This window comes from Pseudarthrobacter leeuwenhoeki (genome assembly GCF_055412885.1).
The window spans coordinates 11,496-33,857 of record NZ_JBVAYY010000013.1 but is presented as its reverse complement, the minus strand read 5'-3'; the positions used below and the strand labels follow the sequence as shown (position 1 = coordinate 33,857).

The window sequence follows — 22,362 nt, the reverse complement described above, 5'->3', positions numbered from 1 at the left end:
GGAAGAAGCCTAGCCGGGATGGCCATCAGGCCCGAGATCCGTAACACCGCCTTGGAACGACTCCTGTCCGGAGACTCCGTGGGCGTGCGGCGGGAACGTGTCCAGCGGTTCCTTGAGGCGGGCTTCCTTGGCTTCTTCCTGCGCTTCGCGTTCGGCCTTCTCCCGGCGGGACTCCACCGGGCCGACGTCCTGGATCGGACGGGTTTCCTTGGAGAGCCAGATCTCGCGGAAATCCCGCTTGCGGATGTTGGTGAAGACCTCCGCGATTTCGGCCTGGTTCAGCGTTTCGCGTTCCAGCAGTTCGAGTGCCAGTTCATCCAGGACGTCGCGGTTCTCAACGAGGATGGCGTAAGCCTCGTCGTGGGCACCCTCGATGAGGCGGCGCACTTCCTCGTCGACGATGTAGGCGATCTGGTCGGAGTAGTTGCGCTCGTGGCCGGCGTCGCGGCCCAGGAAGGGCTCGCCGCCGCCCTGGCCGAGGCGCACGGCGCCGACGCGTTCGCTCATGCCGAACTCGGTGACCATCTTGCGGGCGATCCCGGTGGCCTTCTCAATGTCGTTGGACGCGCCCGTGGACGGGTCGTGGAAGACCAGCTCTTCAGCGACACGGCCGCCCATGGCGTAGGCCATCTGGTCGAGCAGTTCGTTGCGCGTGATGGAGTACTTGTCGTTCTCCGGAACCACCATGGTGTAGCCCAGGGCGCGGCCGCGGGGCAGGATCGTGATTTTGGTGACCGGAGCCGAGTTCCGCAGGGCCGCGGCTACGAGGGCGTGCCCGCCTTCGTGGTACGCGGTGACCTTGCGTTCCTGCTCCTTCATGACGCGGCTGCGCTTCTGCGGGCCGGCCATCACCCGGTCTATGGCCTCGTCGAGGGCGCGGTCGTCGATCAGGTTGGCGTTGGAGCGCGCGGTCAGCAGGGCCGCCTCGTTGAGGACGTTGGCCAGGTCCGCGCCGGTGTAGCCGGGGGTCTTCTTGGCCACGGCCTTCAGGTCGACCCCGGGAGCCATCGGCTTGCCCTTGGCATGGACCTTCAGGATCTGGTCGCGGCCGATCAGGTCGGGGGCCTCGACGGAGATCTGGCGGTCGAAGCGGCCGGGGCGCAAGAGTGCCGGGTCAAGCACGTCCGGGCGGTTGGTGGCGGCGATCAGGATGACGTTGGTCTTGACGTCGAAGCCGTCCATTTCGACCAGCAGCTGGTTGAGGGTCTGCTCGCGTTCGTCATTGCCGCCGCCGATGCCGGCACCACGGTGGCGGCCGACGGCGTCGATCTCGTCCACGAAGATGATGGCGGGAGCGTTCTGCTTGGCCTGCTCGAACAGGTCGCGGACACGGGAGGCGCCCACGCCGACGAACATTTCGACGAAGTCGGAACCGGAGATGGAGAAGAAGGGAACGCCGGCCTCGCCGGCGACGGCGCGGGCCAGCAGGGTCTTGCCGGTGCCGGGAGGACCGTAGAGCAGCACGCCCTTGGGGATCTTGGCCCCCACGGCCTGGAACTTCGCCGGTTCCTGGAGGAATTCCTTGATTTCTTCGAGTTCCTCGACGGCTTCATCGGCTCCGGCGACGTCGCTGAAGGTGACCTGGGGCATGTCCTTGTTGACCAGCTTGGCCTTGGACTTGCCGAACTGCATGACCTTGGAGCCGCCGCCCTGCATCCGGGAGAGCAGGAACCAGAAGAGGACACCAAGCAGGAGGACCGGGATCAGAAGGGAGAACAGTCCGGCGAAGAAGTTGTTCTCGACCGGCTGGTCGGTGTAGCCGCTCGGGGGCCGGGAGTCCGTGACGGCTTTGACGACGTCATCCGCGCGGGCGTTGACGTAGTAGAACTGGATGTCCTTACCTTTGTCCTGGCCGTCAATCTGCAGATTTTCCTTCAGGACCAGGTCCACGCGGTTTTCCGCGTCGAAGATCTTTGCCTGTTCAACCTTGCCGCCGGCGTCGGTCAGCAGAGCGAGACCCTTGTCCGTATCGATCCGGGTTGAGCCGCCCGGGGACAGGGTGGCAAAGGCGAGCAGGAGCATGCCAACAACAACGATGATCCAGATGCCCGGGCCCTTGAAGAAACTCTTAACTTTCATCTGTTCGGGGCAGGCCCCGTCCCTCCTGGTAGTGCTGCACGGCGACCGTTCTGCGCGCGTGTGGTGCTGCGTCAGTGTCTAGCTATACACCGTCGCAGTAGCTCACGCACGGTGAAGTCCAAAAGTTCCCTGAGGGCGTAGCGGGGCCGGGCGGGACCAGCCCCCAGCAGGTCCGCGCCGGGCCTGTCCTGCCGGACGCGGCGGCGCGCTACTCGTAGACGTGCGGCGCCAGGGTGCCGACGAAGTCCAGGTTGCGGTACTTCTCGGCGTAGTCCAGGCCGTAGCCCACCACGAACTCGTTGGGGATGTCGTAGCCGACGTACTTGACGTCGAGCTGGACCTTCAAGGCTGTGGGCTTGCGGAACGCGGTGCAGATTTCCACCGAGGCCGTGCCGCGGGATTCCAGGTTTGTTTTGAGCCAGGACAGGGTCAGTCCGGAGTCAATGATGTCCTCGACGATCAGGACATCCTTGCCCATGAGGTCCGTGTCGAGGTCCTTGAGGATGCGGACCACGCCCGAGGACTGCGTGCCGGACCCGTAGGACGAGACGGCCATCCAGTCCATGGAAACGTGGCTGTGAAGGGCACGGGCGAGGTCGGCCATGACCATCACAGCGCCCTTGAGCACGCCGACGATCAACAGATCGCGGCCCTCGTAGTCCTTGTCGATCTGGGCAGCGAGTTCGGTGATCCGTGACTGGATCTGCTCCTTGGAGTAAAGAACGTGCTTGAGATCTGCCTGGACGTCGTTTGAATCCACCAATAACTCCTGTGTAGATGCGGGGGCAACTATATTCTGGGCGGTTTTTGAGGCCGGAATACAAGCTTCCCACAGCGGGCCGCTTCGCGGGGAACACCGCCGGGGCCGGACTGCCCTTCGGCCACGAGCTGGGCGAGCGAGAGCCGGTAGACACTGACCCCGCCGGGAAGCTCCACCGGGCCCGCCGATCCCTGCCGGCGCAGCAGTGCTTCCGCGGCGAGCAACCGCTGGTAACTGGGCTGGACGCCTCCTACGGCGGCCGCGGCCTTGGCGATGACCCGGAACCTTACTGCCGGTGCCAGCCCGCGCAGGGCCTCCTCCGGGAGGCTGATGGTGGCGCCGGAGGGTTCCCGCAGCCGGTCGAAGGTGTCCTTGGCCACGTCCTCGAGGTAATCGGCGTCCAGCTGCAGGATCGCCGCAGTACGCGCAAGCGATTCGGCCACCCCCGGGCCCAGCTTCTCCTCGAGCAGCGGCAGCACCTCGACGCGGGTCCGGGACCGCGCAAACGCCGGATCCGCGTTGCTGGGATCGTGCCAGGGGTCAAGGCCCTCGACCTCGCAGATCTCAAGGGTGTCCGCGCGGCGCAGTCCCAGGAAGGGCCGCAGCAGGCGGCCGCGGGCGGGCCGCATGCCCGCCAGGGAACGGGTTCCGGAGCCGCGGGCCAGCCCCAGCAGCACCTGTTCGGCCTGGTCATCAAGGGTGTGGCCGAGCAGGATGGCCCGGGCGCCGGTGCCGTCCGCGGCGGCTTCCAGGGCGGCGTGCCGGGCGTCCCGGGCAGCCGCCTCCGGCCCCATCCCGGTGGAGGCAACCTCGACCGTCCTGACCTGCACGGGCGAGAGCCCCAGGTCCCGCAGCGTCACCGCGGTGGCGGCGGCGACATCGGCGGAACCGGGCTGCAGCTGGTGGTCCACGACGGCGGCGCCCACGGAGACGGGGTGGCCGTCCACGTGCCCGCGGCGGGCGAAGTAGGCGGCGACGGCGGCGAGGGCCAGTGAGTCGGGTCCGCCGCTGCAGGCGACCAGGATCCGTTCCGGGTAACCCGCTCCGGCCAGCGCGTCCTGCAGCATCTTGCGCGCCGTGCCGACGACGGGCGCCAGCCGGCCGGGCCGGCGTCGTCCGCTGGAGAGCCGTCCGCCGGAATCGGGACTGGAACCGGGACTGGAAGCGGGACTGGACGTCACGGGGGCTAGTGCCCCATCCGCTCGAGCCAGAGCCGGGAATTGTGGATTTCGGCCTCGGTCGGCAGGTGGTCCGCGGACTCCCAGACCCTGTTGAAGCCCTCCATCCCGGCCACGTCCACGACTTCGCGGACAAACTTGGAGCCGTCGGTGTACTGGCGCATCTTGGCGTCCAGGCCGAGCAGGGTGCGGATGAACTTCTCGATCACGCCGCGGTCCTTGGCCCGGGAGTTGAAGCGCTGCCGGATGGTCTTCACGGAGGGCACAATGCTGGAGTCGACCGCGTCCATGACCACGTTGGCGTGCCCTTCGAGCAGGCTCATGAGGGCGGTCAGGCGCGAGATCGCCGCCTTTTCCTCGGGGTTCTGCAGCAGGTCGAGGACGGCGCCCCGGCTGGGGGCGGACCCGGACGCGGAGCGGTCCTTGAGCGATTTCGCGGCAGCTGAGGCCCGTTCCATCAGGGAGTCGACGTTGCCGAGCAGCTGCCCGCTGAGGCTGTCGATCTCCGCCAGCATGTGGTGCCGCAGCCAGGGTGCCGCGGCGAACTGCACACGGTGGGTCTGTTCATGGAGGCAGACCCAGAGCCGGAAGTCTTCGGGTTCGACGTTGATTTCCCGCTCGACGGAGATGATGTTCGGCGCCACGAGGAGCAGGCGGCCGCCGGCGGGGGCAGTGGAGTTCTCGGCAAGGGCCGAGAAGGGGTCGTACTGGCCCAGGACCTTGCTGGAGAGGAAGGCGAGGATGGCGCCGAGCTGGCTGCCTGTGATGGCGCCGCTGACGCTGGCCGCGCCGGGGTTCAGGGTGCCGCTGCGGCCATCGAGCATCTTTTCCATCGCTGGTTGGAGCATCACGGCGAAGCTCTGCGTGTTGGCCTTGGACCAGGAGGCGCGGTCCACCACAAGGACCGTGGAATCCCGCAGGTCGCGGGCGGCCTCCAGACCGGTGATGTCGTGGACGTGCGGCACGGAAAGGTCCGCCATCAGCCGCAGGCTGTCGACGGCGGCGCCGATTTCCGCCGATCCCAGGGTGGGGCCGGCCGGCGTCAGGCGGGCGGCAGTGGAGGCGGCAAGCTCCCAGTTGATCAGGGCTTGGGCTTGGGCTGATGTCTCGCGGGCAGAGGACTCCATAGGCTCCATCAGATCACAGGGGACTGACATTGTGGCTGAAATTCGTCGGGCGGCGAACGGCCGCCCACGGCCGGCACCCGCAGCAGTCAGCGGCAGCCGCAGCCGGCGAGGACGGTGGCGGTGCGGTCCAGCGCGGCTTTGTTCCCCGCCCCCGGGGTCAAACCGTTGCCGATGAAGGAAAACACCAGGAGCCGGCCGTCGGCGTCCACGACGTAGCCGCTCAGGGCGATCACCGTGTTCAGCGTGCCGGTCTTGGCCCGGACCAGACCTGCACCGGCCGCCGTCGCCGCGTCGTCCAGGTACCGGTCCCCCAGGGTTCCGGTGAGCCCGGCGACCGGGAACCCGGCCAGGCCGGCGCGCAGCCGGGTGTCCGTGCCCGACGTCATGGTCCGGACCACTTCGGAGAGCTGCCGGGCGGAGACCCGGTTGGCCAGCGCCAGCCCGGAAACGTCGGCGGCGCGCAGCTTGGCGGCGGGGATTTTCAGCTCTTCGAGCTGCTGCAGCACGGTGGCGACGGCGCCGTCGTTGCTGCCGGGCTGTCCGGCCGCGAGCGCCGCCATGCGGCCGATCACCTCGGTCAGGTAGTTGTCCGAGGTGCGCAGCAGCAGGTCGACCTGCTGGCCCACCGTGGCGGACTGGACTTCGGCCAGGACCCGGGTGCCGCCGTCGTCCGTTCCGGCGGGGACCCGCGCGACGCCCGGCGCCACCGTCAGCCCGGCCGCGCCGGCCGCCGCCGCGAGCTGGGCGGAAAACGCTTCGGCGGCGCTCATCGCGGCATCCTGGGGGCGTGGCCCGGGGGTCCCGGCCGGGTCGGAGCGGGCCGAATTCAGTGCCAGCGGGAACAGCGGGGCCACCTCGCCGGCCGCCACATCCGCCAGGTTCCAGGCCGGGTTCAGCGCGGGGCCGGTGAACAGGGAGTCGTCCAGCAGGACCGTCACGGGGACGGAGACGCCGTCGTCCTGCAGGGCCCGGACGGTCGACTGCGCCAGGCTGGCCAGGCCGGCATGGCCCAGCACGGCGCCGGGCACCGATTCGCCGGCGCCGAGGAGCACGTCCCCGCCACCGGTCAGCACGACTGACCCGGGGGCCGCCCCGGCCACGGCCCTAGTGCTGAAGCGGCGTTCCGGGCCGAGGGTGCGCAGGGCCACGGCGGCCGTGAGGAGCTTCATGTTGGAGGCGGGAACCCGGGCCTCGTCGCCGGACCGGTCGAAGAGAACCTCCCCGGTGAGGGCGTCCTGCACCACGCCGGTAAAGTTCCCGGGGCCGTCGGTCGTGAGGGTTTCGTTGAGCTGGGCCGCGAGCGGACCGGGTTGCGGGACGGGGGCGTCGGCTGTGAGCGGTTCGATGCCGTCCGGGGTGGTGCCCGCCGCCGGGCCGGCCGCCGTGCCGTCGCGGGCGGCCAGTGTGCCCGGGGCCTGGTGCCAGGGCGGGGTGGACTGTGCGGCGGTTCCGGAGTGGCCGGGGCCGAGGAAGGCGGGGGCGACGGCAACGCCGGCGGGAAGAGCGAGCACCGCGACGAGCAGGGTCTGCAGCACCAGCAGCAGGTTCCGCCGCAGCGTCCCGGTCACCGGGTCAGCGCCCGGGCGGCTCGTTCTGCGTTTCATGCTGCTGCCGGTCCTTAAGTCCTGAAATGTCCCCATTAGTTCCGGAAACGTGGGCCTCTCGCTATATCCTCAATAGTAGTCGGCGGTACCGGCGCTGCTTTTTGTGGATGCCACGGGTGCCGCGAACCCCCTGAATTCGTCGAGGAGTATTCCATGAAGCATGACGTGACCATCGAGATCCCCAAGGGATCACGCGTTAAGTACGAAATCGACCACGAAACGGGCCGCGTCCGTCTGGACCGCGTCCTGTTCACCTCGATGCAGTACCCCACGCACTACGGGTTCTTCGAGAACACCCTGGGCGAAGACGGCGATCCGCTGGACGCCCTGGTGCTGCTGCAGGACTTCGACCTGCACCCCGGCGTCATTGTTGAGTCCCGCCCCATCGGCGTGTTCAACATGACCGACGACGGCGGCGGAGACGCCAAGGTGCTTTGCGTGCCGGTCGACGCGCGCTTCGATCACATCAACGAGATCAGCGACGTCAGCGAATTCCTGATCAAGGAAATCGAGCACTTCTTCTCCCGTTACAAGGACCTGGAACCGGGCAAGTGGGTCAAGGCCGAGGGCTGGGGCGACCGCGCGGCCGCCGAGGCTGAGCTCGAGGCGTCCATCAAGCGTTACGTTCCCCCCACGCACTAACGTTCCCCAACTCCAACGCGGGGTCACTTACCGCCCATCCGGCCCCCGGATATGGGCCGCAAGTGACCCCGCGTTGCTGTTTAAGGCGCTGCCCAGGGCGATGGGCCGCTGTCAGTGACGGGTAAGGAATGTGTGAAATCGTAGGCTTATGAACGCCGAGCCTGCCTTTAGTCCTCCCTCCGGTCCGGTCACGGGCTGGCATGACGGTGACGTCGTGCGGGCCACCGGAATCCCCTATGCCGCCGCAGGACGTTTCCGGGCCCCGGTGAGTGCGCCGGACCGGGCCGAAGTCCTCGCGGCCACCTCGCTGTCACCGGCATGCCCGCAGGCCCCGGTGCCGTTCCTGGACGACATCCTCGGGACCCGCTACGGGGAGCTCCCCGGAAGTGAGGACTGCCAGCGGCTCTCCATCACCATGCCGGCCGGCCTCACCGCGGACGACAGGGTCCCCGTGATGGTGTGGCTTCACGGCGGGTCCTACACCTCCGGCTCCGGCGACCTGGCCATTTTCGACCCCAAGGCCCTCGTCGCCGAAAACCGGGTCATCGTGGTGTCCGTGACGTACCGGCTGGGCCTGTTCGGCTACCTCGCTACCGGCACGGGCCGGCCCGCGAACCTCGGCCTGCTGGACCAGCTTGAGGCGTTCCGCTGGGTCCGGCGCAACATCAGCGCCTTCGGCGGCGACCCGGGACGGGTCACCGCGTTCGGGCAGTCCGCCGGAGGCGACGCCGGAGGCCCCCACCCTCTTCCAGCGCGCCATCATTCAAAGCGCGCCCCTGGGCATTACCCGCGGCCGGGAAAAGATGAGCACCGCGATGGGCATCGCGGCGGAGCACGTCACCGAAGACACCCCGGCGATGGACGTCGTGGAGATTGAAGGGCACGTGTCGCAGGTGGCCCGGAAGTTCGGGCTGATCGCGGCCATGCCGTTCGGCACCCAGTACGGGCACTCCCCCTTGCCGCCGGAATCCGGCATTGAGGACGCCTGGGACGCCACCGCCCCCGGGATCGAGGTCCTGATCGGACACACCTCCGGGGAAGCCCGGCTGTTCCTGCCGCGCAACCCCGTCGTCGGCCGGGTGGCCAAGGTTCCGGTGCTCGGGACCGCCGTCGTCAAAACCATCAACTGGGCCGTGACTGAGGCGGTGTACGGCCGGGCCGCCAGGAGGTTCGCCCGGCGGCACGCCCAGGCCGGCGGCACGGCTTACAGCTACGTGCTCTCCTGGGCGGCGCCGGGCAACGTCTACGGGGCCGCGCACACCGTCGACCTGCCGCTGCTGTTCGGCGACAAACAGACCTGGGAAGGTGCCGGGCTGCTCAAGGGCGCCAGCTGGGAGGAAATCAACGCCCAGGGCCGGGCCCTCCGCGCCGTGTGGGCCCGCTTCGCCGCCGGGGACGGCCTGGACAGCCGGGGCGGACTTCCCGGCGCCCTCCGGTACCGCGCGGTCCGGGCCGGATGACGTGCAGGCTTCCGGAAGCCGACCCGGGCAGACCGCGGTGAGGACCCTCGGCGTCGACCTCGCCGCAGCCACCCGGAAGACCGCAGCCGCCGTGCTCGAATGGGACAGCGGTTCAGCCCGCCTGGCGCATCTGGCCCTCGACGTCGGCGACGAGGAGATTGTGCAGCTCTTCGGCGCCAGCGACATGACCGGGATCGACTGTCCCGTGGGCTGGCCGGACGCCTTCCTGCCCTTCCTGGCCGGGCATCTGGCCTTCGAACAGCACCCCGTGCTGGACTATGACGGAATCGAAGGACGCCGGCTGCTGGCCTACCGGGACACCGACCGTTTCGTCACCGCCCGCACCGGGCTGATCCCGCTCAGCGTTTCCGCCGACCGTCTGGCCCACCCGGCGATGCGCTGCGCCGTCATCCAGGCCAAAATCTCCCGGGACCACGGCCCGCAGGCCCGGGACGGCAGCGGCCGGCTCGCCGAAGTCTACCCGGCGGCGTCGCTGAAATCCTGGGGCCTGCCGGCCCGGGGCTACAAGGGCCGCGGCGGCGCTGAATCCGAACGGCTGGCCGTGCTTCTTGACGGGCTGCAGCAGGCAGCACCCTGGCTGGACCTGGCCGGACACGGGGACCGGCTGGCGGGCTCCGATGACATGTTCGACGCGCTCATCGCCTCCCTCACCGCGCGGGCCGTGGCCCTCGGCGGAACTCTCCGCCCCGACGCCGCCCATGCCGGCGCCGCTTTGACCGAGGGCTGGATCCACCTGCCCACCGGCGGGCTGGACGGGCTCAACGGCGTCCGGCCCTAGCCGCGGCGGCTGCTGGTAGCGGGGCTACTCCCGGCCGAGGGTCCAGCCGCTGATTTCCGCCGAGTCCTCGCCGTGGTCCCGGGTGTGGTTGTGCGCCCGGATCCGGCTGTCCTGCAGCGCCTGCCGCAGCAGTGAATGCTTTTCCGCCAGGCCCGGCACCCGGTCGATCGCGTCGATGGCGAGCTGGAAACGGTCAATCCCGTTGAGCATGGCCATATCGAAGGCCGTCGTGGTGGTGCCCTCCTCCTTGTAGCCGCGGACGTGCAGGCCCTCCCGGTTGGTCCGCCGGTACGCCAGCTGGTGGATCAGGGACGGATAGCCGTGGTAGGCGAAAATGATGGGCTTGTCCGCCGTGAAGATCCCGTCGAAGTCCCGGGACGTCAGGCCGTGCGGGTGTTCGCTGGCGTCCTGGAGCCGCATCAGGTCCACCACGTTGACCACCCGGATCTTCAGTCCCGGGGCACCGGCCTTCAGCAGTTCCGCGGCGGCGACCGTCTCGACCGTGGGCACGTCCCCGGCGCAGGCCAGCACGACGTCGGGTTCCTCGCCGGGGACTTCGGAGCCGGCGAACTCCCAGATTCCCAGGCCGCGCTGGCAGTGGTGCGCGGCGTCGGCGGGGCCCAGCCAGGTCGGCGAGGGCTGCTTGCCGCTGACCACGATGTTGACGTAGTCCCGGGAATCGAGGCAATGCTCCATCACGGAGAGCAGCGTGTTCGCGTCCGGAGGCAGGTAGACGCGGATGACCTCGGCCTTTTTGTTCACGGCGTGGTCGATGAAGCCGGGATCCTGGTGTGAGAAGCCGTTGTGGTCCTGCTGCCAGACATGCGAGGACAGCAGGTAGTTCAGCGAGGCGACCGGCTGCCGCCAGGGAAGTTCACGGTGCACCTTGAGCCATTTGGCGTGCTGGTTGAACATGGAATCGACGATGTGGATGAACGCCTCGTAGCAGCTGAACACGCCGTGCCGGCCGGTCAGCAGGTACCCCTCCAGCCAGCCCTGGCAGAGGTGTTCGCTGAGGACCTCCATGACCCGTCCGGCGCGGGCCAGATGCTCATCGAGTTCCTCGATCCGGTACTGCCACACCTTGTCCGTGACCTCGTAGACGTCCTGCAGGCGGTTGGATGCCGTCTCGTCCGGGCCGAACAGCCTGAACGTCTCCGGGTTCTGGGCGATCACGTCGCGGAGCCAGGGTCCCAGCGTGATCATGGCGCTGACCCGCTCGACTCCCGGCTGCGCCACCGGGACAGCATGGTCCTCGTAGTCCGGCAGCTTCAAGTCGCGCAGCAGCACGCCGCCGTTCGAGTACGGGGTGGCGCTCATCCGGAGTGCGCCGCCGGGGGCGTTCGCCGCGACGTCGGGCCGCAGGCGCCCGGCGTCGTCGAAGAGCTCGTCGGGCCGGTACGATTCGAGCCACTCCCCCAGCTGCGCCAAATGCTGCGGATTGGTGCGCACTTCGGACAGCGGCACCTGATGGCTCCGCCACGTTCCTTCCACCTGCAGTCCGTCGACTATCCTGGGCCCGGTCCAGCCCTTCGGCGACCGCAGCACGATCATGGGCCAGCGCGCGGCCGGGGCGTCCCCCGCCGGTCCATCGTCTGCCGGTCCGCCCCGGCGGGTGGCCTGGATGGACCGGATCTCCGTGAGGCACTCGTCCAGGACTGCGGCGAAGTCCCGGTGCGCGGCTGCCGTGTCGTCCGGATGGCCCACGGTCACAAAGTGCGGCTCGTGCCCGTAACCGCGGAGCAGCTGTTCCAGCTGTGATTCGGGCATGCGGGCCAGGATGGTGGGGTTGGCGATCTTGTAGCCATTCAGGTGCAGGATGGGCAGCACCGCGCCGTCATGGACCGGGTCCAGGAAGTTGTGCGAGTGCCAGCTCGCGGCCAGCGGCCCGGTTTCGGCCTCGCCGTCGCCGATCACGACGGCGGTGATCAGGTCCGGATTGTCGAACACGGAGCCGTAGGCGTGCGCCAGGGAATAGCCGAGCTCTCCGCCCTCGCTGATGGAGCCCGGGGTTTCGGGGGCGGCGTGGCTGGGGATTCCGCCCGGGTAGGAGAACTGCCGGAAGAGTTCCGCCATGCCCTGGACGTCGTCGCCGACATTGCTGTAGATCTCGGAGTAGGTGCCCTCAAGCCAGGCGTTCGCCACCACTGCGGGCCCGCCGTGGCCGGGCCCGGCAATAAACAGCATGCTCTGGTTGTCCCGGCGGATGACCCGGTTCAGGTGGGCGTAGACGAAGTTCAGGCCCGGGGTGGTGCCCCAGTGGCCCAGCAGCCTGGACTTGGTGTTGCCGGCGCTCAGAGGTTCCCGCAGCAGGGGGTTGGAACGGAGATAGATCTGCCCCACGGACAGGTAGTTGGCGGCCCGCCACCAGCGGTCCACGAGCTCCAGTTCGGTGTCGCCGGGCCGGGCGCCATTCGCGTCACGTCTCACTGCAGTCCTCATCTCATTCGGGCCCCGCCGGTGGCGCAGCCTCCATCGCAACATCCCTGCGCAGTTGAGGCTACCAGCCCGGTCCACGCTGGCATGGGCACGTGTCCCCATCGTGGAACAACGGGCTCCCCGTCCGCCGGCACACGGCGTCCGACGCCTTGTACGTGCCAAAACCGGGATGGGCCCACTTCTGGGGCCGCAGCCTGGATGCGCTGGTGGCTATGGTGGCGGCCGGGGTCCTGATGGCGGTGCTGAATTCGCTGGTCCAGAACCTGGCACTCGGCCCGCTGTCCTTCGCCCTCCTGGACAGCGCGGGCCTCTTCGCCGCGGCACTGGCGGCGGTCTGGTTCGCCGTCCTCTTCGCCTACGGGATGGTCTGGGGGTCCTTGGGCAGCGTCGGTGACGCCGCCGCCGGCATGCGGTCCGTCCGCATCAGCGACGGCACAACGTCGGGCGCGTGGCTGGCGGCTGGCGTGCTGTCTGCTGGTCCTTTGCACCCCTCTATCTGTTCCTGTCGATTGCCGCAGCGTTCAGCGGCGGAGGCGGGGACAGTTTCTCCGCAAATTTCGTCTCCATTGATTGCCGTTCCGGGGTGGCCGGAGGCGCCGCGCCCGTGCCGGATCCCAAAGTTGCGGCGCTGCAGCAGGCCGCAGAACTGGAGCACCACCGGCTGCCCGGGCTCTATGGCCACGGGAACCAGGGTGGGTGAGAAGGGCAGGACCTGGCTCGTCCGGCACCGGACTGATCTGGTGGTCCATGACGTTGTTGTGGAGTTTCCGCCGGCTGCTGGTGTTCGACCGCGGCCTGTTGTACGGCTGTGCCCAGAATCATACGGCCAGGGCCTTCTACTGGCAGGACATCGTGCCCGGCTCCCCCCGGGCCGTCGAAGCCCCGCCCGGGACCGAGGCGGACGCTCTGCTGCAGACCCTCGAGCGCAGCGGGAAGACTTCCCTGGGCGTGCACGGACGGTATGCGGTGGTGTTCCGGGGAACGGACGCCGCGCTCAGCCCGGGGCAGGCTGCCGGAAACATCCAGCCCGCTTCTTCACCTTCGGCACCAGGGAATCCCCGGCGGGCCTGGTCGGGGCCATTGAGCAGGCGGTGTCCGATGCCGGTCTCCCGCCGGCCGGCGGGACGTCCGATTCTGCGTTGCCACCGGCCCCCGTCAGCCAAAATACGAGGCTGGACTAAGACATTTGCCACGAAACTACCACCGGGTAGTGTGGATCCAGAATGTTCACCCTGACCATCAACCAGACAGACAGCCGGCGCGACGGCGACTGCGTGCCGCAGCTCCTCAAGGACCTGCGGCACATCCCGGCGCGCCTCGATTTCGACCGCTCGGTTGAGGACGAGGTCCAGGGCATTGTGGACTCTCCTCGGCAGGCCGTCGAAGCGGCGATGATCGCGTTGCGGACCGGCAGCTGGTACGTCGGCATCGGTGTCGGGCCCGTCAATGAACCCCTCCCGAACCAGATCAAGGACGCCTCCGGCCACGGGCTGATTTACGCCCGCCGGGCCGTCGACCGGCTGCGCAACGGCAAGGACCGGATCCCGGTGGCCGTGGAGGGCCCGCTGGCCGACCTCGCCGCGGAGTCCGAGGCCGTGCTCCGGCTGCTGGGGCACATCGTGCACGACCGCAGCCCCGCGGAATGGCGGGTCCTGGACCTGCTGACCCCCGGGGTCCGCGGACAGCAGAAGGCCGTGGCCGAGGAACTCGGGATCACCACCCAGGCGGTCAGCAAGGCCGTGGCCCGGTCACAGTGGAACGAGGAACACGCGGCGCGGCCCGCCGCGGCCAGGCTCCTGGGCCTCATCCTCGAGGTGCGCTGACAGCAGGCCCGTTGTAGGCCAGCCCCCCGGCGTCGTCGGAGCCTAGAGCAGCAGGCTGCGCAGCACGTGCGCGGCGCCGTCGTCGAAAACGGAGTGGGTGACCTCGTTCGCGGCGGCGATGACTTCCGCGGGCGACTGGCCCATGGCCACCCCGCGGGCGGCCCAGGTGAGCATTTCAATGTCATTGCGGCCGTCGCCGACGGCGACGGTGCGGTGCGCCTCGATCTCCAGCCGGCCGCGGAGGCGCTCCAGGGCGCTGGCCTTGGTCACGCCGGCGGCGGCGATGTCCAGCCACGCCGTCCACCCCACCGAGTAGGTAACCCCGGCCAGGCCGATGTGCCGGATGGCGGTGTTGAACTCCTCGGGCGTGTTCTCGGCGCTGAAGACCACCACGCGGACCGCGGTGGCTTCCAGCAGGGTCTGGAAGTCGACGCCGATCGCCTCCACCCCGAAGCTCATGTCCTGGAAGCGCTCGGTGGAGAGGAAGTTGCCGTCCTCATCCTCAAGCGCGTACTTGGCGTTGGGCAGCCGCTTGCGCAGTGCCCGGAGCGCGGGGCCCGGGTCGAAGGTGGCCTTGTGCACGATCTCGTAGCCGTCCGCCAGGTTCGTATCCAGCCGCAGGGTGACCCCGCCGTTGGAGCACACGGCATAGCCGCTATCGATGCCGATGTGCTCAATGATGGGCAGGGTCGCGTTCAGTGAGCGGCCGGTCGCGATCGTGACGTGGTGGCCGGCGGCCACGACGTCCTGGGCCGCTTCGCGGACGGGAACGGACATGTGGCCGTCGTGGTCCACGAGGGTGCCGTCGACGTCGAGCGCCACCATCAGCTTGTGGGCCGTGGCGGTGAGGTTGTTCCGGTTGTTCTCTCGCCGGTCATCGTTGCCGGCGACTGAGGTTTCAGTCAATGTTGTCATCTCACAAGTAGAGCAGACACCCCCGACAGCCGCTAGGACGCAGGCCACAGCGTCCGGTGAACCCGGGGTGAACAGCTGTTCACGCCCCATGGCCCCGCGCGGCTCCGCGGGGTCATGGGCGGGGAAACGGCGGCTCAGATAACGGGGAACACCGTCATGCCGCCGAGGTACTTCTGCAGGGCCTGCGGGACGTTGACGGAGCCGTCGGGGTTCTGGTGGTGCTCCAGGATGGCGACGATCCAGCGGGTGGTGGCCAGGGTGCCGTTGAGCGTGGCGACGGCCCGGGTGCCCTTGGGGGCCCCGTCCTCGTTCAGCACACGTTCGCGGATGTTGAGCCGGCGCGCCTGGAAAGTCGTGCAGTTGGAGGTCGAGGTCAGCTCGCGGTAGGCGCCCTGCGTCGGAACCCAGGCCTCGCAGTCGAACTTGCGGGCAGCGGAGTTGCCGAGGTCCCCGGCAGCGGTGTCAATGACCCGGTAGGACAGTTCGCACTTGGCCAGCATCTCCTCTTCCCAGGCCAGCAGCCGGGCGTGCTCGGCCGCGGCCTCCTCGACCGTGGTGTAGATAAACATCTCCACCTTGTTGAACTGGTGGACCCGGATAATGCCGCGGGTGTCCTTGCCGTGCGAGCCGGCCTCGCGGCGGTAGCAGGAGCTCTGCCCGGCGAAGCGGATCGGGCCGGCGGACAGGTCAAGGATCTCGTCCGCGTGGTAACCGGCCAGGGCCACTTCCGAGGTGCCCACGAGGTAGAGGTCGTCCTCGGCGAGCCGATAGATCTCGGCGTCGTGCAAGACGTCGAAACCGGTGCCCTGCATGGTCTCCGGGCGCACCAGGGTGGGGGTGATCATCGGCACGAAGCCGGCGTCGATCGCCTGCTCCATGGCCATCTGCAGCAGCGCCATTTCCAGCCGGGCGCCGACGCCGCGCAGGAAGTAGAACCGTGAACCGGAGACCTTGGCGCCGCGCTCCATATCGATGGCGCCGATCAGCTCACCGATTTCCAGGTGGTCTCTGGGCTCGAAGTCGGGGAATTCGCGCGGGGCGCCGACGGTCTTGACCACGATGTAGTCGTCTTCGCCACCCGCGGGAACGCCGTCCTCGATGAGGTTGGGGATGGCCCTCAGCAGTTCCTCGTGGGCGGCCTGCGCGACGTCGGCCCCGGCGGAAGCGGTCTTGACCTGGCCGGCGAGGACCTTGACCTCGGCCAGCAGGGCCTGCTTTTCCTCGCCCTTGGCCTGGGCCACCTTCTTGCCGAAGGCATTCTGCTCGGCCCTCAGGTTTTCGAAGCGGATCAGGGCGGCACGCCGGGCCGAGTCCGCGGCGATGATCGCGTCCACCACGGATTCGTCGGCGCCGCGGGCGCGCTGGCTGGCCCGGAACTTGTCCGGATTTTCGCTGAGGTCTTTTACGTCGATCACCTGACAAGAGTATCCAATCCGGCCGCCCTTACCGGGCAATCAGGCCTCCGGCGGCCAGCGGGATAGTGTTGGAGCACAATGCGCGACTGGCTGCCCTACCTCGTCATCGCTGGAGTCCTGGCGTTTGCCGTCTCCAGCTGGTGGGGAGTGCGCAAGCTCCAGGCCCGGCACATACGCAGCGCCGTGTGGGAGCAAACGCACAGTCCGGGCCTGGGCCATCAGAAGGTCGCCGTGGTGATGAACCCGATCAAGGCCAAGTCGGAGGAGGCCCGCACCCTGATCGAGAGTGCGTGCGACGCGGCCGGCTGGGTGCCGCCGCGGTTTTTCGACACCACCGCCGAAGACCCCGGATCCTCGCAGGCGCGGGCCGCCGTCGACTATGGCGCCGACGTCGTCCTGGTGGGCGGCGGTGACGGCACGGTGCGGGTGGTGGCGGACATCCTTGCCGGCACGGACATTGCCATGGGCCTGATCCCGCTCGGCACCGGCAACCTGCTGGCACGCAATATCCACCTCGATCTGGGCGACCTGCACGGCAGTGTCCAGACCGCGCTGTTCGGCCACCAGCGCTTCATCGATACAGCGCGGATAAGGGTGGAGAACTCACGCACCAAGGAGGTCTCGGAGCACACGTTCCTGGTGATTGCCGGCATTGGCATGGACGCAGAGGTGGTGGGCGACACCAGCGCCGGGCTCAAGAAGGCTGTGGGCTGGCTGGCCTACACCGAAGCGGGAGTGCGGCACCTCCCTGGCAGGCGCAAGAAGGTGTCCATCTCCCTGGACGACCAGCCCGAACAGAGCCGGAAGATCCGCAGCGTCCTGTTCGCGAACTGCGGCCTGATCCCCGGCGGGATTGATTTCATCCCCCAGGCCATGATCGATGACGGGATGCTGGACGTCGTGGTGATGAGTCCGCGCAGCGCGATCGGCTGGCTGTCGATGTACTGGAAGATCGTGCTGAAGCACAAGAGAAACCTGCCAGTGATGACGTATTACCGTTCCGGGAAGATCGTCATCAGCTGCGCGGAGCCGATGCCCACGCAGGTCGACGGCGATCCGTCCGGTGACGCCACGAAGGTCACAGTGCAGGTTGCCCCCGGCTCGTTGCTCGTCCGGGTCCAGGCCGGCACCGAGGCAGACTAGGCGCTGGCTTCCTTCGTGGCGGCTGCCTTGTGCGCATCTGCGATCTCTTTCGCTTCCGCGGCGGCCTTGGCGGCGCGCGCTTCGGACTGCTCGCGGATCAGCGCCTGCTCCTCTTCGAAGCGCAGCCGGTCTGCGCGGTCGGCGTCGTCGCCGTCCCAGTCCTGGTTGTCAGCGGTCGGTTTGGGATTCACGATCATTCCCTGGCCGTCATTTTCAAGGCTGGTGTCTGCCATGTCCTGCTCCCTCGGTAGGGGACTTCCCCAATATGGATCAGGCAAGCATACGCACAGTTTCCGCGGTGCGGAAGTGCCTGATGTGGCATTTGTCTACGCTGTGGGCGAAGCCTTGGACATATATTCCGGCACCACTGATGCACCGGACAGGATGTCTTTGACCCAGGCATGCGCCGCCCGGAAGGCCTGGTCGGAGGTGTGCGGCTCCACGAGGGTCCGGTGCCCGTCGGCGCGGCTGTAGGAACCCAGGAAGCGGGTGGCCGGGCTGATCCGGTGCAGGCCGGCCAGGGCATCCGCCACGCGGGCATCGGCCACATGGCCATCGGCGTCAATGCTGAAGAAGTAATGGCCCAGGTACTGGCCGGTGGGCCGTGACTCGATCCGGCTGAGGTTCACGCCGCGGGTCGCGAACTGGTCGAGGATCTCCATCAGCGCGCCGGGGCGGTCTTCCGGCAGCGGAACGACGACGGTGGTCTTGTCCGCACCGGTGGGTTCCGGCAGCGCGCCGGGCCGGCCCACCAGCACAAAGCGTGTGACTGCACCCGGGTTGTCTCCGATGTTCTCCGCCAGCACTGCGAGCCCGGGCTGTTCGGTGGCCACGATCGGGGCGCAGATGGCCGCGTCGTAGAGGGTGTCGCCCGCCAGGAGCCCCATGGCCGCCGCAGCCGTCGAGGACCCCGGGATATATTCTGCATTCGGAATATTATTCCCGGCCCACAGCCGGCACTGCGCCCAGGCATGGCCGTGGGTGGAGATCCGGTGGATGTCCTCGATCCGGGTTCCGGGCCGGGCCACCAGCACGAAACTGATCGGCACGAGGGCCTCGCGCAGGATCCGCAGTTCCTGGCCGGTGGCAATTGCGTCCAGGGTGGCAGTGACGCCGCCCTCCACGGAGTTCTCGATCGGCACCATGGCCGCGTCCGCCGAGCCGTCGCGGACCTTGTCCAGCGCCGTGTTGACATTCGTCGACGGAACCCGGATCGCGTCCGCCGCGCCGGGAACCTGCATCAGGGCTGCCTCGGTGAAGGTGCCCGCGGGTCCGAGGAAGGTGTACGTCACAGGTGATGCGGGCATCGGCGCTTCTTTCTTCAACTACAGGATGACGGGCTTGAGTCCGTTGTCGGACACCAGGGGCATTCCGGTTTCCAGCCACTGGTCCATGCCGCCGGCCACGTTCAGGGCGGAATATCCCTGACCGGAGAGCCACTGGGCCGCCCGGAATGAGCGTCCCCCGGTGCGGCAGATAACGTAGAGGTCCTCGTCGGGATCGAGCTCCTCGATCCGGGCCGGGAGCTGGTCCAAAGGGATGTGCCGCGCACCGGCGGCGTGGCCCGCGACCCACTCGTAGTCCTCGCGGACGTCAAGGATCCTGGCCCCTTCAGGGATGTCGGACACGGTCACGGTGTCAAAGTCGCTCATGGTCGTCCCTCCGCAGAATGCATGGTCAGCCTCCAGCGTATCGCCAGCCACCAGTGACGCACCCCTGCCCGGCTGCAGGTTACGCTTCTGGGATGGCGCACAGGAGATCCCCGGCATCTCACCGTGGCAGCATTCCGGCTGCCCGCCCCCGGCCTTCGCGGACATGCCCTCCCCTGGCCACGAAGACTGGGCACAATGCCACCATGTCCTCCCGCCGGCGCCAGCACTGGGCATGTCCCCCGGAGCGACAGGCGGGAAACCTCCTGGAGCCCTGGCGCCGTGGCTGAAATCCACGAGCTCTCCGCCGTGGACCTCCGCGACGCCCTCCGCTCCGGCGAGCTGTCCTCGCGGCAGGCCACGGGGCATTTCCTGGACCGCATCGCCGTCGAAAATCCGCACCTCGGCGCGTTCATCACCGTCACCGCCGACCAGGCGATGGTCGACGCAGCCGCAGCGGACGAGTCCCACGCCCGGGCCGCCCTGGACGGGACCGAGCTGGCGCTGCTGCACGGCATGCCGGTGGCCTTCAAGGACCTGACGGACGTCGCCGGAGTTGTCACAACCCACGGCAGCGCTGCCCTGGACCACAAGCCGGCACGGACCGACGGCGCCCTCGTCGCGAGGCTCAAGAGCGCAGGTGTGCTCTCGCTGGGCAAGACGCAGGTTCCGGAGTTCGGACTGACCTCGTACAGCGAGAACCGGATCGCACCGCCCTCGCGGAACCCGTACGCGCTCAGCCGCAGTTCGGGGGGATCCACCGGCGGCAGCGCTGCGGCGGTGGCCGCCGGGCTGGTTCCCTTTGCGCCCGGGTCCGACGGCGGCGGATCGGTCCGGATTCCGGCCGCCGCATGCGGGCTCGTGGGCCTGAAGCCCGGCCGCGGGCTGGTTCCGGCGGGTGAAAGCACCGGTGATCCTGCCGGCCTGGTCGTGTCCGGGCCGCTGGCCCGCTCGGCGGCGGACGCGGCCCTGCTGCTCGATGCGATGGTGGCCGGCCCCGCAGGGACCTCCGTCAAGCCTGCTCCCAGCCACCTGGAACGCGCCGCCCAGGACCCGCCCAGGCTGCGGATCGGGGTGAGCCTGGACAGCCCCTGGCAGACGATCTTCCCGTTCACCCCGGATCCGGAGGCGCTCGACGCCCTGGCCGAAGGCATCCGGCTGCTGGAGGCGGCCGGCCACGAAACCGCGGACGCCTCCATCCGCTACGACAACCGCTACCCGGCCGCCTTCACCACGGCCTGGACCGCCGCCGTCGGGGATGCCCGGATCGTTCCCCAGCGAGAGGCGCTCCTGACCCCGCTGACACGCACGTTCCGGCGCCGCGCGCAGCAGCGCGGGCCCGCGAAACTCGCCGAATCCCTCGGGTTTTTACGCCAGTTCCAGCGGGACACCGTTGCCCAGTACGCCGCGTGGGACCTGATACTCATGCCGGCGTTGGCGCAGACGCCCCGCCCGGTGGGCTGGTTCACCGGCGCGGCCCACGGCGACGGCTACTGGCCGGCGGCCAACTGGACGGGGGATGCCGACGGCGACTACCGGAAGCAGTGCGAGTTCGCGCCCTGGTCGTCCATGGTGAATGTGTGCGGGCTGCCCGCGGTCAGCATTCCGGTGCACTGGACCGGCGGCGCCACGGGTGCCGGACTGCCGATGGGCATCCAGCTGATCGGGCCGATGGGTTCCGAGGCGCTGCTGCTGCAACTGGCCGCGCAGCTGGGGTTTTAGCATGGGGCAGCCCCCCGTCCAGACGCCGCAGCGGACGCAGCCGCCGGACGGTTAGCTTGCCCCGGGCCGCCGCGAATGTGACAATCGCGCGTCACACTGTCAGCATTAAGTAAATGAGCACTACTCATTTATCCCAGCCCACCGCGACAACGCCGGGCGACACGTCCTTTTTCGGCCACCCAAAGATGCTGGCCAGCCTCTTCTCCGTAGAAATGTGGGAGCGCTTCTCGTTCTACGGAATGCAGGGCATCCTGCTCTACTACATGTACTTCACAGCCGCCGAGGGCGGTCTGGGAATTGAGCAGGGCATGGCCGCCGGCCTCGTCGGCGCCTACGGCGGCGGCGTCTACCTCTCCACCATCCTGGGTGCCTGGCTCGCGGACCGGCTCTTCGGTTCCGAAAAGGTGCTGTTCGGCTCCGCCATCCTGATCATGGCCGGCCACATCGCCCTCGCCTTCGTCCCGGGCATTCCCGGCCTGATGGCGGGCCTGGTGCTGGTCGGCGTCGGCTCCGGCGGCCTGAAAGCCAACGCCACCGCCCTGGTGGGAGGCCTCTACCGGGAGAAGGACGAACGCCGCGACGCCGGATTCTCCATCTTCTACATGGGCATCAACGCGGGCGCACTGATCGGCCCGCTGGTGACCGGCTGGCTGCAGGAAAGCCACGGGTTCCACTGGGGCTTCGGCGCCGCCGCCGTCGGCATGGCCGTGGGCCTGGTCATCTACGCGCTGGGCCGCAAAAACGTGCCCGCGGAGGCGCTCCGGGTGCACAACCCGCTGCCCGCCGCCGAGCGCACCAGGTACGGCCTGCGCTTCGCCGCAATCGCCGCCGTGATCGCCGTGCTGCTGGCCACCGGCATCGTCAATGCCGGGAACCTGGCCATGTCCATGGCCTACGCGGCCATCGGCGCGTCCGTGCTCTACTTCGCCCTGATCTTCAGAAGCAAGAAGGTCAGCGGCACCGAACGCCGCCGGGTGGCAGCATTCATCCCGCTGTACCTCGCCTCGGCCGCGTTCTGGGCGCTGTTCCAGCAGCAGTTCACCTTCATCGCCGTGTACTCGGTGGAGAAGCTGGACCGGAACCTGTTCGGCTGGGAAATGCCGGCCGCCTGGGTCCAGTCCATCAACCCGGTGTTCATCATCATCTTCGCGGGCGTCATGGCTGCCCTCTGGACCCGCCTGGGCCGCAAGCAGCCCGGCTCGGCGCTGAAGTTTTCGATCGGCCTGTTTGTGATGGGCCTGGCGTTCCTGGCGTTCATCCCGCTCGCCGGGGACGGCAAGACCCCGCTGCTGGCACTGGTGGGGATCCTGTTCCTCTTCACGCTCGCGGAACTGTTCCTGTCCCCCATCGGCTTGTCCGTGACCACCAAACTGGCTCCGGCGGCCTTCCGCACCCAGATGGTGGCGCTGTTCTTCCTTTCGGTGTCGCTGGGCACCACGCTGGCCGGCATCCTGGCCGGCCTGTACAACCCGGAGGACGAGCTGCCGTACTTCATCGGCATCGGCGGAACCGCGATGCTGCTGGCTGTTGGCCTGGCCGCGGCCTCGCCGGCGATCAAGAAGCTCATGGGCGGCGTACGCTGAGCCGATGAGTTCCCGGCACCCCGG

18 protein-coding genes and 1 pseudogene are annotated in these 22,362 nt (G+C 68.6%); 8 read left to right on the top strand and 11 right to left on the bottom strand.

Features of this window, described 5'->3' with window-relative positions; all coding sequences use genetic code 11:
• Positions 1-9: 9 nt before the first annotated feature.
• From ftsH to dacB, 5 genes are all read right to left on the bottom strand, one after another.
• The gene (ftsH, locus tag ACZYX4_RS12945) at positions 10-2,079 is read right to left on the bottom strand and encodes an ATP-dependent zinc metalloprotease FtsH (RefSeq protein ID WP_463876475.1); all 2,070 of its coding nucleotides are present in this window, start codon (positions 2,077-2,079) and stop codon (positions 10-12) included.
• A gap of 208 nt (positions 2,080-2,287) precedes the next feature.
• Positions 2,288-2,839, bottom strand: coding sequence for a hypoxanthine phosphoribosyltransferase (hpt, locus tag ACZYX4_RS12940; protein ID WP_463876473.1), 552 nt, complete (start codon positions 2,837-2,839; stop codon positions 2,288-2,290).
• A 29-nt stretch (positions 2,840-2,868) separates the two neighbouring features.
• Positions 2,869-3,906 carry a tRNA lysidine(34) synthetase TilS gene (tilS, locus tag ACZYX4_RS12935; protein WP_463876668.1) on the bottom strand — a complete coding sequence of 346 codons (1,038 nt, stop codon included), beginning with the start codon at positions 3,904-3,906 and terminating at the stop codon, positions 2,869-2,871.
• Between the two features lie 119 nt (positions 3,907-4,025).
• A complete protein-coding gene (locus tag ACZYX4_RS12930; RefSeq protein ID WP_463876471.1) occupies positions 4,026-5,144 on the bottom strand; it encodes a zinc-dependent metalloprotease in 1,119 nt (372 codons plus the stop codon).
• 86 nt (positions 5,145-5,230) lie between these two features.
• Entirely contained in the window at positions 5,231-6,748 is a 1,518-nt protein-coding gene (gene dacB / locus ACZYX4_RS12925) for a D-alanyl-D-alanine carboxypeptidase/D-alanyl-D-alanine endopeptidase (RefSeq protein WP_463876469.1), read from the bottom strand.
• Positions 6,749-6,901: 153 nt separating this feature from the next.
• Here dacB and ACZYX4_RS12920 point away from each other — a divergent pair, with 153 nt between their 5' ends.
• The 3 genes and pseudogenes from ACZYX4_RS12920 to ACZYX4_RS12910 all read left to right on the top strand — a co-directional run bounded on the left by ACZYX4_RS12920 (position 6,902) and on the right by ACZYX4_RS12910 (position 9,649).
• Positions 6,902-7,390, top strand: a complete 489-nt coding sequence (locus ACZYX4_RS12920) for an inorganic diphosphatase (RefSeq protein WP_463876467.1) — start codon at positions 6,902-6,904, stop codon at positions 7,388-7,390.
• 148 nt (positions 7,391-7,538) lie between these two features.
• A pseudogene (locus tag ACZYX4_RS12915) lies at positions 7,539-8,850 on the top strand (carboxylesterase family protein).
• A 37-nt stretch (positions 8,851-8,887) separates the two neighbouring features.
• Positions 8,888-9,649, top strand: a complete 762-nt coding sequence (locus ACZYX4_RS12910) for a DUF429 domain-containing protein (protein WP_463876666.1) — start codon at positions 8,888-8,890, stop codon at positions 9,647-9,649.
• 24 nt (positions 9,650-9,673) lie between these two features.
• On the opposite strand, the gene ACZYX4_RS12905 is transcribed toward ACZYX4_RS12910, so the two are convergent.
• Entirely contained in the window at positions 9,674-12,091 is a 2,418-nt protein-coding gene (locus ACZYX4_RS12905; protein ID WP_463876465.1) for a phosphoketolase family protein, read from the bottom strand.
• 445 nt (positions 12,092-12,536) lie between these two features.
• Here ACZYX4_RS12905 and ACZYX4_RS12900 point away from each other — a divergent pair, with 445 nt between their 5' ends.
• Both ACZYX4_RS12900 and ACZYX4_RS12895 read left to right on the top strand, forming a co-directional pair.
• Entirely contained in the window at positions 12,537-12,788 is a 252-nt protein-coding gene (locus ACZYX4_RS12900; protein ID WP_463876463.1) for a hypothetical protein, read from the top strand.
• Between the two features lie 523 nt (positions 12,789-13,311).
• The gene (locus ACZYX4_RS12895; RefSeq protein WP_463876461.1) at positions 13,312-13,911 is read left to right on the top strand and encodes a MarR family transcriptional regulator; all 600 of its coding nucleotides are present in this window, start codon (positions 13,312-13,314) and stop codon (positions 13,909-13,911) included.
• 42 nt (positions 13,912-13,953) lie between these two features.
• Here ACZYX4_RS12895 and ACZYX4_RS12890 read toward each other — a convergent pair whose 3' ends face one another.
• Positions 13,954-14,826, bottom strand: coding sequence for an HAD family hydrolase (locus ACZYX4_RS12890; RefSeq protein WP_463876459.1), 873 nt, complete (start codon positions 14,824-14,826; stop codon positions 13,954-13,956).
• A gap of 134 nt (positions 14,827-14,960) precedes the next feature.
• Positions 14,961-16,241 carry a serine--tRNA ligase gene (gene serS, locus ACZYX4_RS12885; RefSeq protein ID WP_463876457.1) on the bottom strand — a complete coding sequence of 427 codons (1,281 nt, stop codon included), beginning with the start codon at positions 16,239-16,241 and terminating at the stop codon, positions 14,961-14,963.
• A 78-nt stretch (positions 16,242-16,319) separates the two neighbouring features.
• On the opposite strand from serS, the gene ACZYX4_RS12880 reads away from it, so the two are divergent.
• Complete coding sequence (locus tag ACZYX4_RS12880) at positions 16,320-17,384, top strand: diacylglycerol/lipid kinase family protein (RefSeq protein ID WP_463876455.1); 1,065 nt, start codon at positions 16,320-16,322, stop codon at positions 17,382-17,384.
• On the opposite strand, the gene ACZYX4_RS12875 is transcribed toward ACZYX4_RS12880, so the two are convergent.
• From ACZYX4_RS12875 to ACZYX4_RS12865, 3 genes are all read right to left on the bottom strand, one after another.
• A complete protein-coding gene (locus ACZYX4_RS12875) occupies positions 17,381-17,617 on the bottom strand; it encodes a hypothetical protein (protein ID WP_463876453.1) in 237 nt (78 codons plus the stop codon). The genes ACZYX4_RS12880 and ACZYX4_RS12875 overlap by 4 nt on opposite strands.
• 93 nt (positions 17,618-17,710) lie before the next feature.
• A complete protein-coding gene (gene pheA / locus ACZYX4_RS12870; protein ID WP_463876451.1) occupies positions 17,711-18,691 on the bottom strand; it encodes a prephenate dehydratase in 981 nt (326 codons plus the stop codon).
• An 18-nt stretch (positions 18,692-18,709) separates the two neighbouring features.
• Positions 18,710-19,036, bottom strand: coding sequence for a rhodanese-like domain-containing protein (locus ACZYX4_RS12865; protein ID WP_463876449.1), 327 nt, complete (start codon positions 19,034-19,036; stop codon positions 18,710-18,712).
• A 279-nt stretch (positions 19,037-19,315) separates the two neighbouring features.
• On the opposite strand from ACZYX4_RS12865, the gene ACZYX4_RS12860 reads away from it, so the two are divergent.
• Complete coding sequence (locus tag ACZYX4_RS12860) at positions 19,316-20,755, top strand: amidase (protein WP_463876447.1); 1,440 nt, start codon at positions 19,316-19,318, stop codon at positions 20,753-20,755.
• 113 nt (positions 20,756-20,868) lie between these two features.
• Entirely contained in the window at positions 20,869-22,338 is a 1,470-nt protein-coding gene (locus ACZYX4_RS12855) for a peptide MFS transporter (RefSeq protein ID WP_463876445.1), read from the top strand.
• The last annotated feature ends 24 nt before the right edge of the window (positions 22,339-22,362 follow it).

What these genes read in the sequence shown, in the direction of transcription:
- ftsH (WP_463876475.1), bottom strand. Translation starts at nt 2,079, where the DNA reads ATGAAAGTTAAGAGTTTCTTCAAGGGCCCGGGCATCTGGATCATCGTT.
- tilS (WP_463876668.1), bottom strand. Translation starts at nt 3,906, where the DNA reads ATGCTGCAGGACGCGCTGGCCGGAGCGGGTTACCCGGAACGGATCCTG.
- ACZYX4_RS12930 (WP_463876471.1), bottom strand. Translation starts at nt 5,144, where the DNA reads ATGGAGTCCTCTGCCCGCGAGACATCAGCCCAAGCCCAAGCCCTGATC.
- dacB (WP_463876469.1), bottom strand. Translation starts at nt 6,748, where the DNA reads ATGAAACGCAGAACGAGCCGCCCGGGCGCTGACCCGGTGACCGGGACG.
- ACZYX4_RS12920 (WP_463876467.1), top strand. Translation starts at nt 6,902, where the DNA reads ATGAAGCATGACGTGACCATCGAGATCCCCAAGGGATCACGCGTTAAG.
- ACZYX4_RS12905 (WP_463876465.1), bottom strand. Translation starts at nt 12,091, where the DNA reads ATGAGGACTGCAGTGAGACGTGACGCGAATGGCGCCCGGCCCGGCGAC.
- ACZYX4_RS12895 (WP_463876461.1), top strand. Translation starts at nt 13,312, where the DNA reads ATGTTCACCCTGACCATCAACCAGACAGACAGCCGGCGCGACGGCGAC.
- ACZYX4_RS12890 (WP_463876459.1), bottom strand. Translation starts at nt 14,826, where the DNA reads ATGACAACATTGACTGAAACCTCAGTCGCCGGCAACGATGACCGGCGA.
- ACZYX4_RS12880 (WP_463876455.1), top strand. Translation starts at nt 16,320, where the DNA reads ATGCGCGACTGGCTGCCCTACCTCGTCATCGCTGGAGTCCTGGCGTTT.
- ACZYX4_RS12875 (WP_463876453.1), bottom strand. Translation starts at nt 17,617, where the DNA reads ATGGCAGACACCAGCCTTGAAAATGACGGCCAGGGAATGATCGTGAAT.
- pheA (WP_463876451.1), bottom strand. Translation starts at nt 18,691, where the DNA reads ATGCCCGCATCACCTGTGACGTACACCTTCCTCGGACCCGCGGGCACC.
- ACZYX4_RS12865 (WP_463876449.1), bottom strand. Translation starts at nt 19,036, where the DNA reads ATGAGCGACTTTGACACCGTGACCGTGTCCGACATCCCTGAAGGGGCC.
- ACZYX4_RS12855 (WP_463876445.1), top strand. Translation starts at nt 20,869, where the DNA reads ATGAGCACTACTCATTTATCCCAGCCCACCGCGACAACGCCGGGCGAC.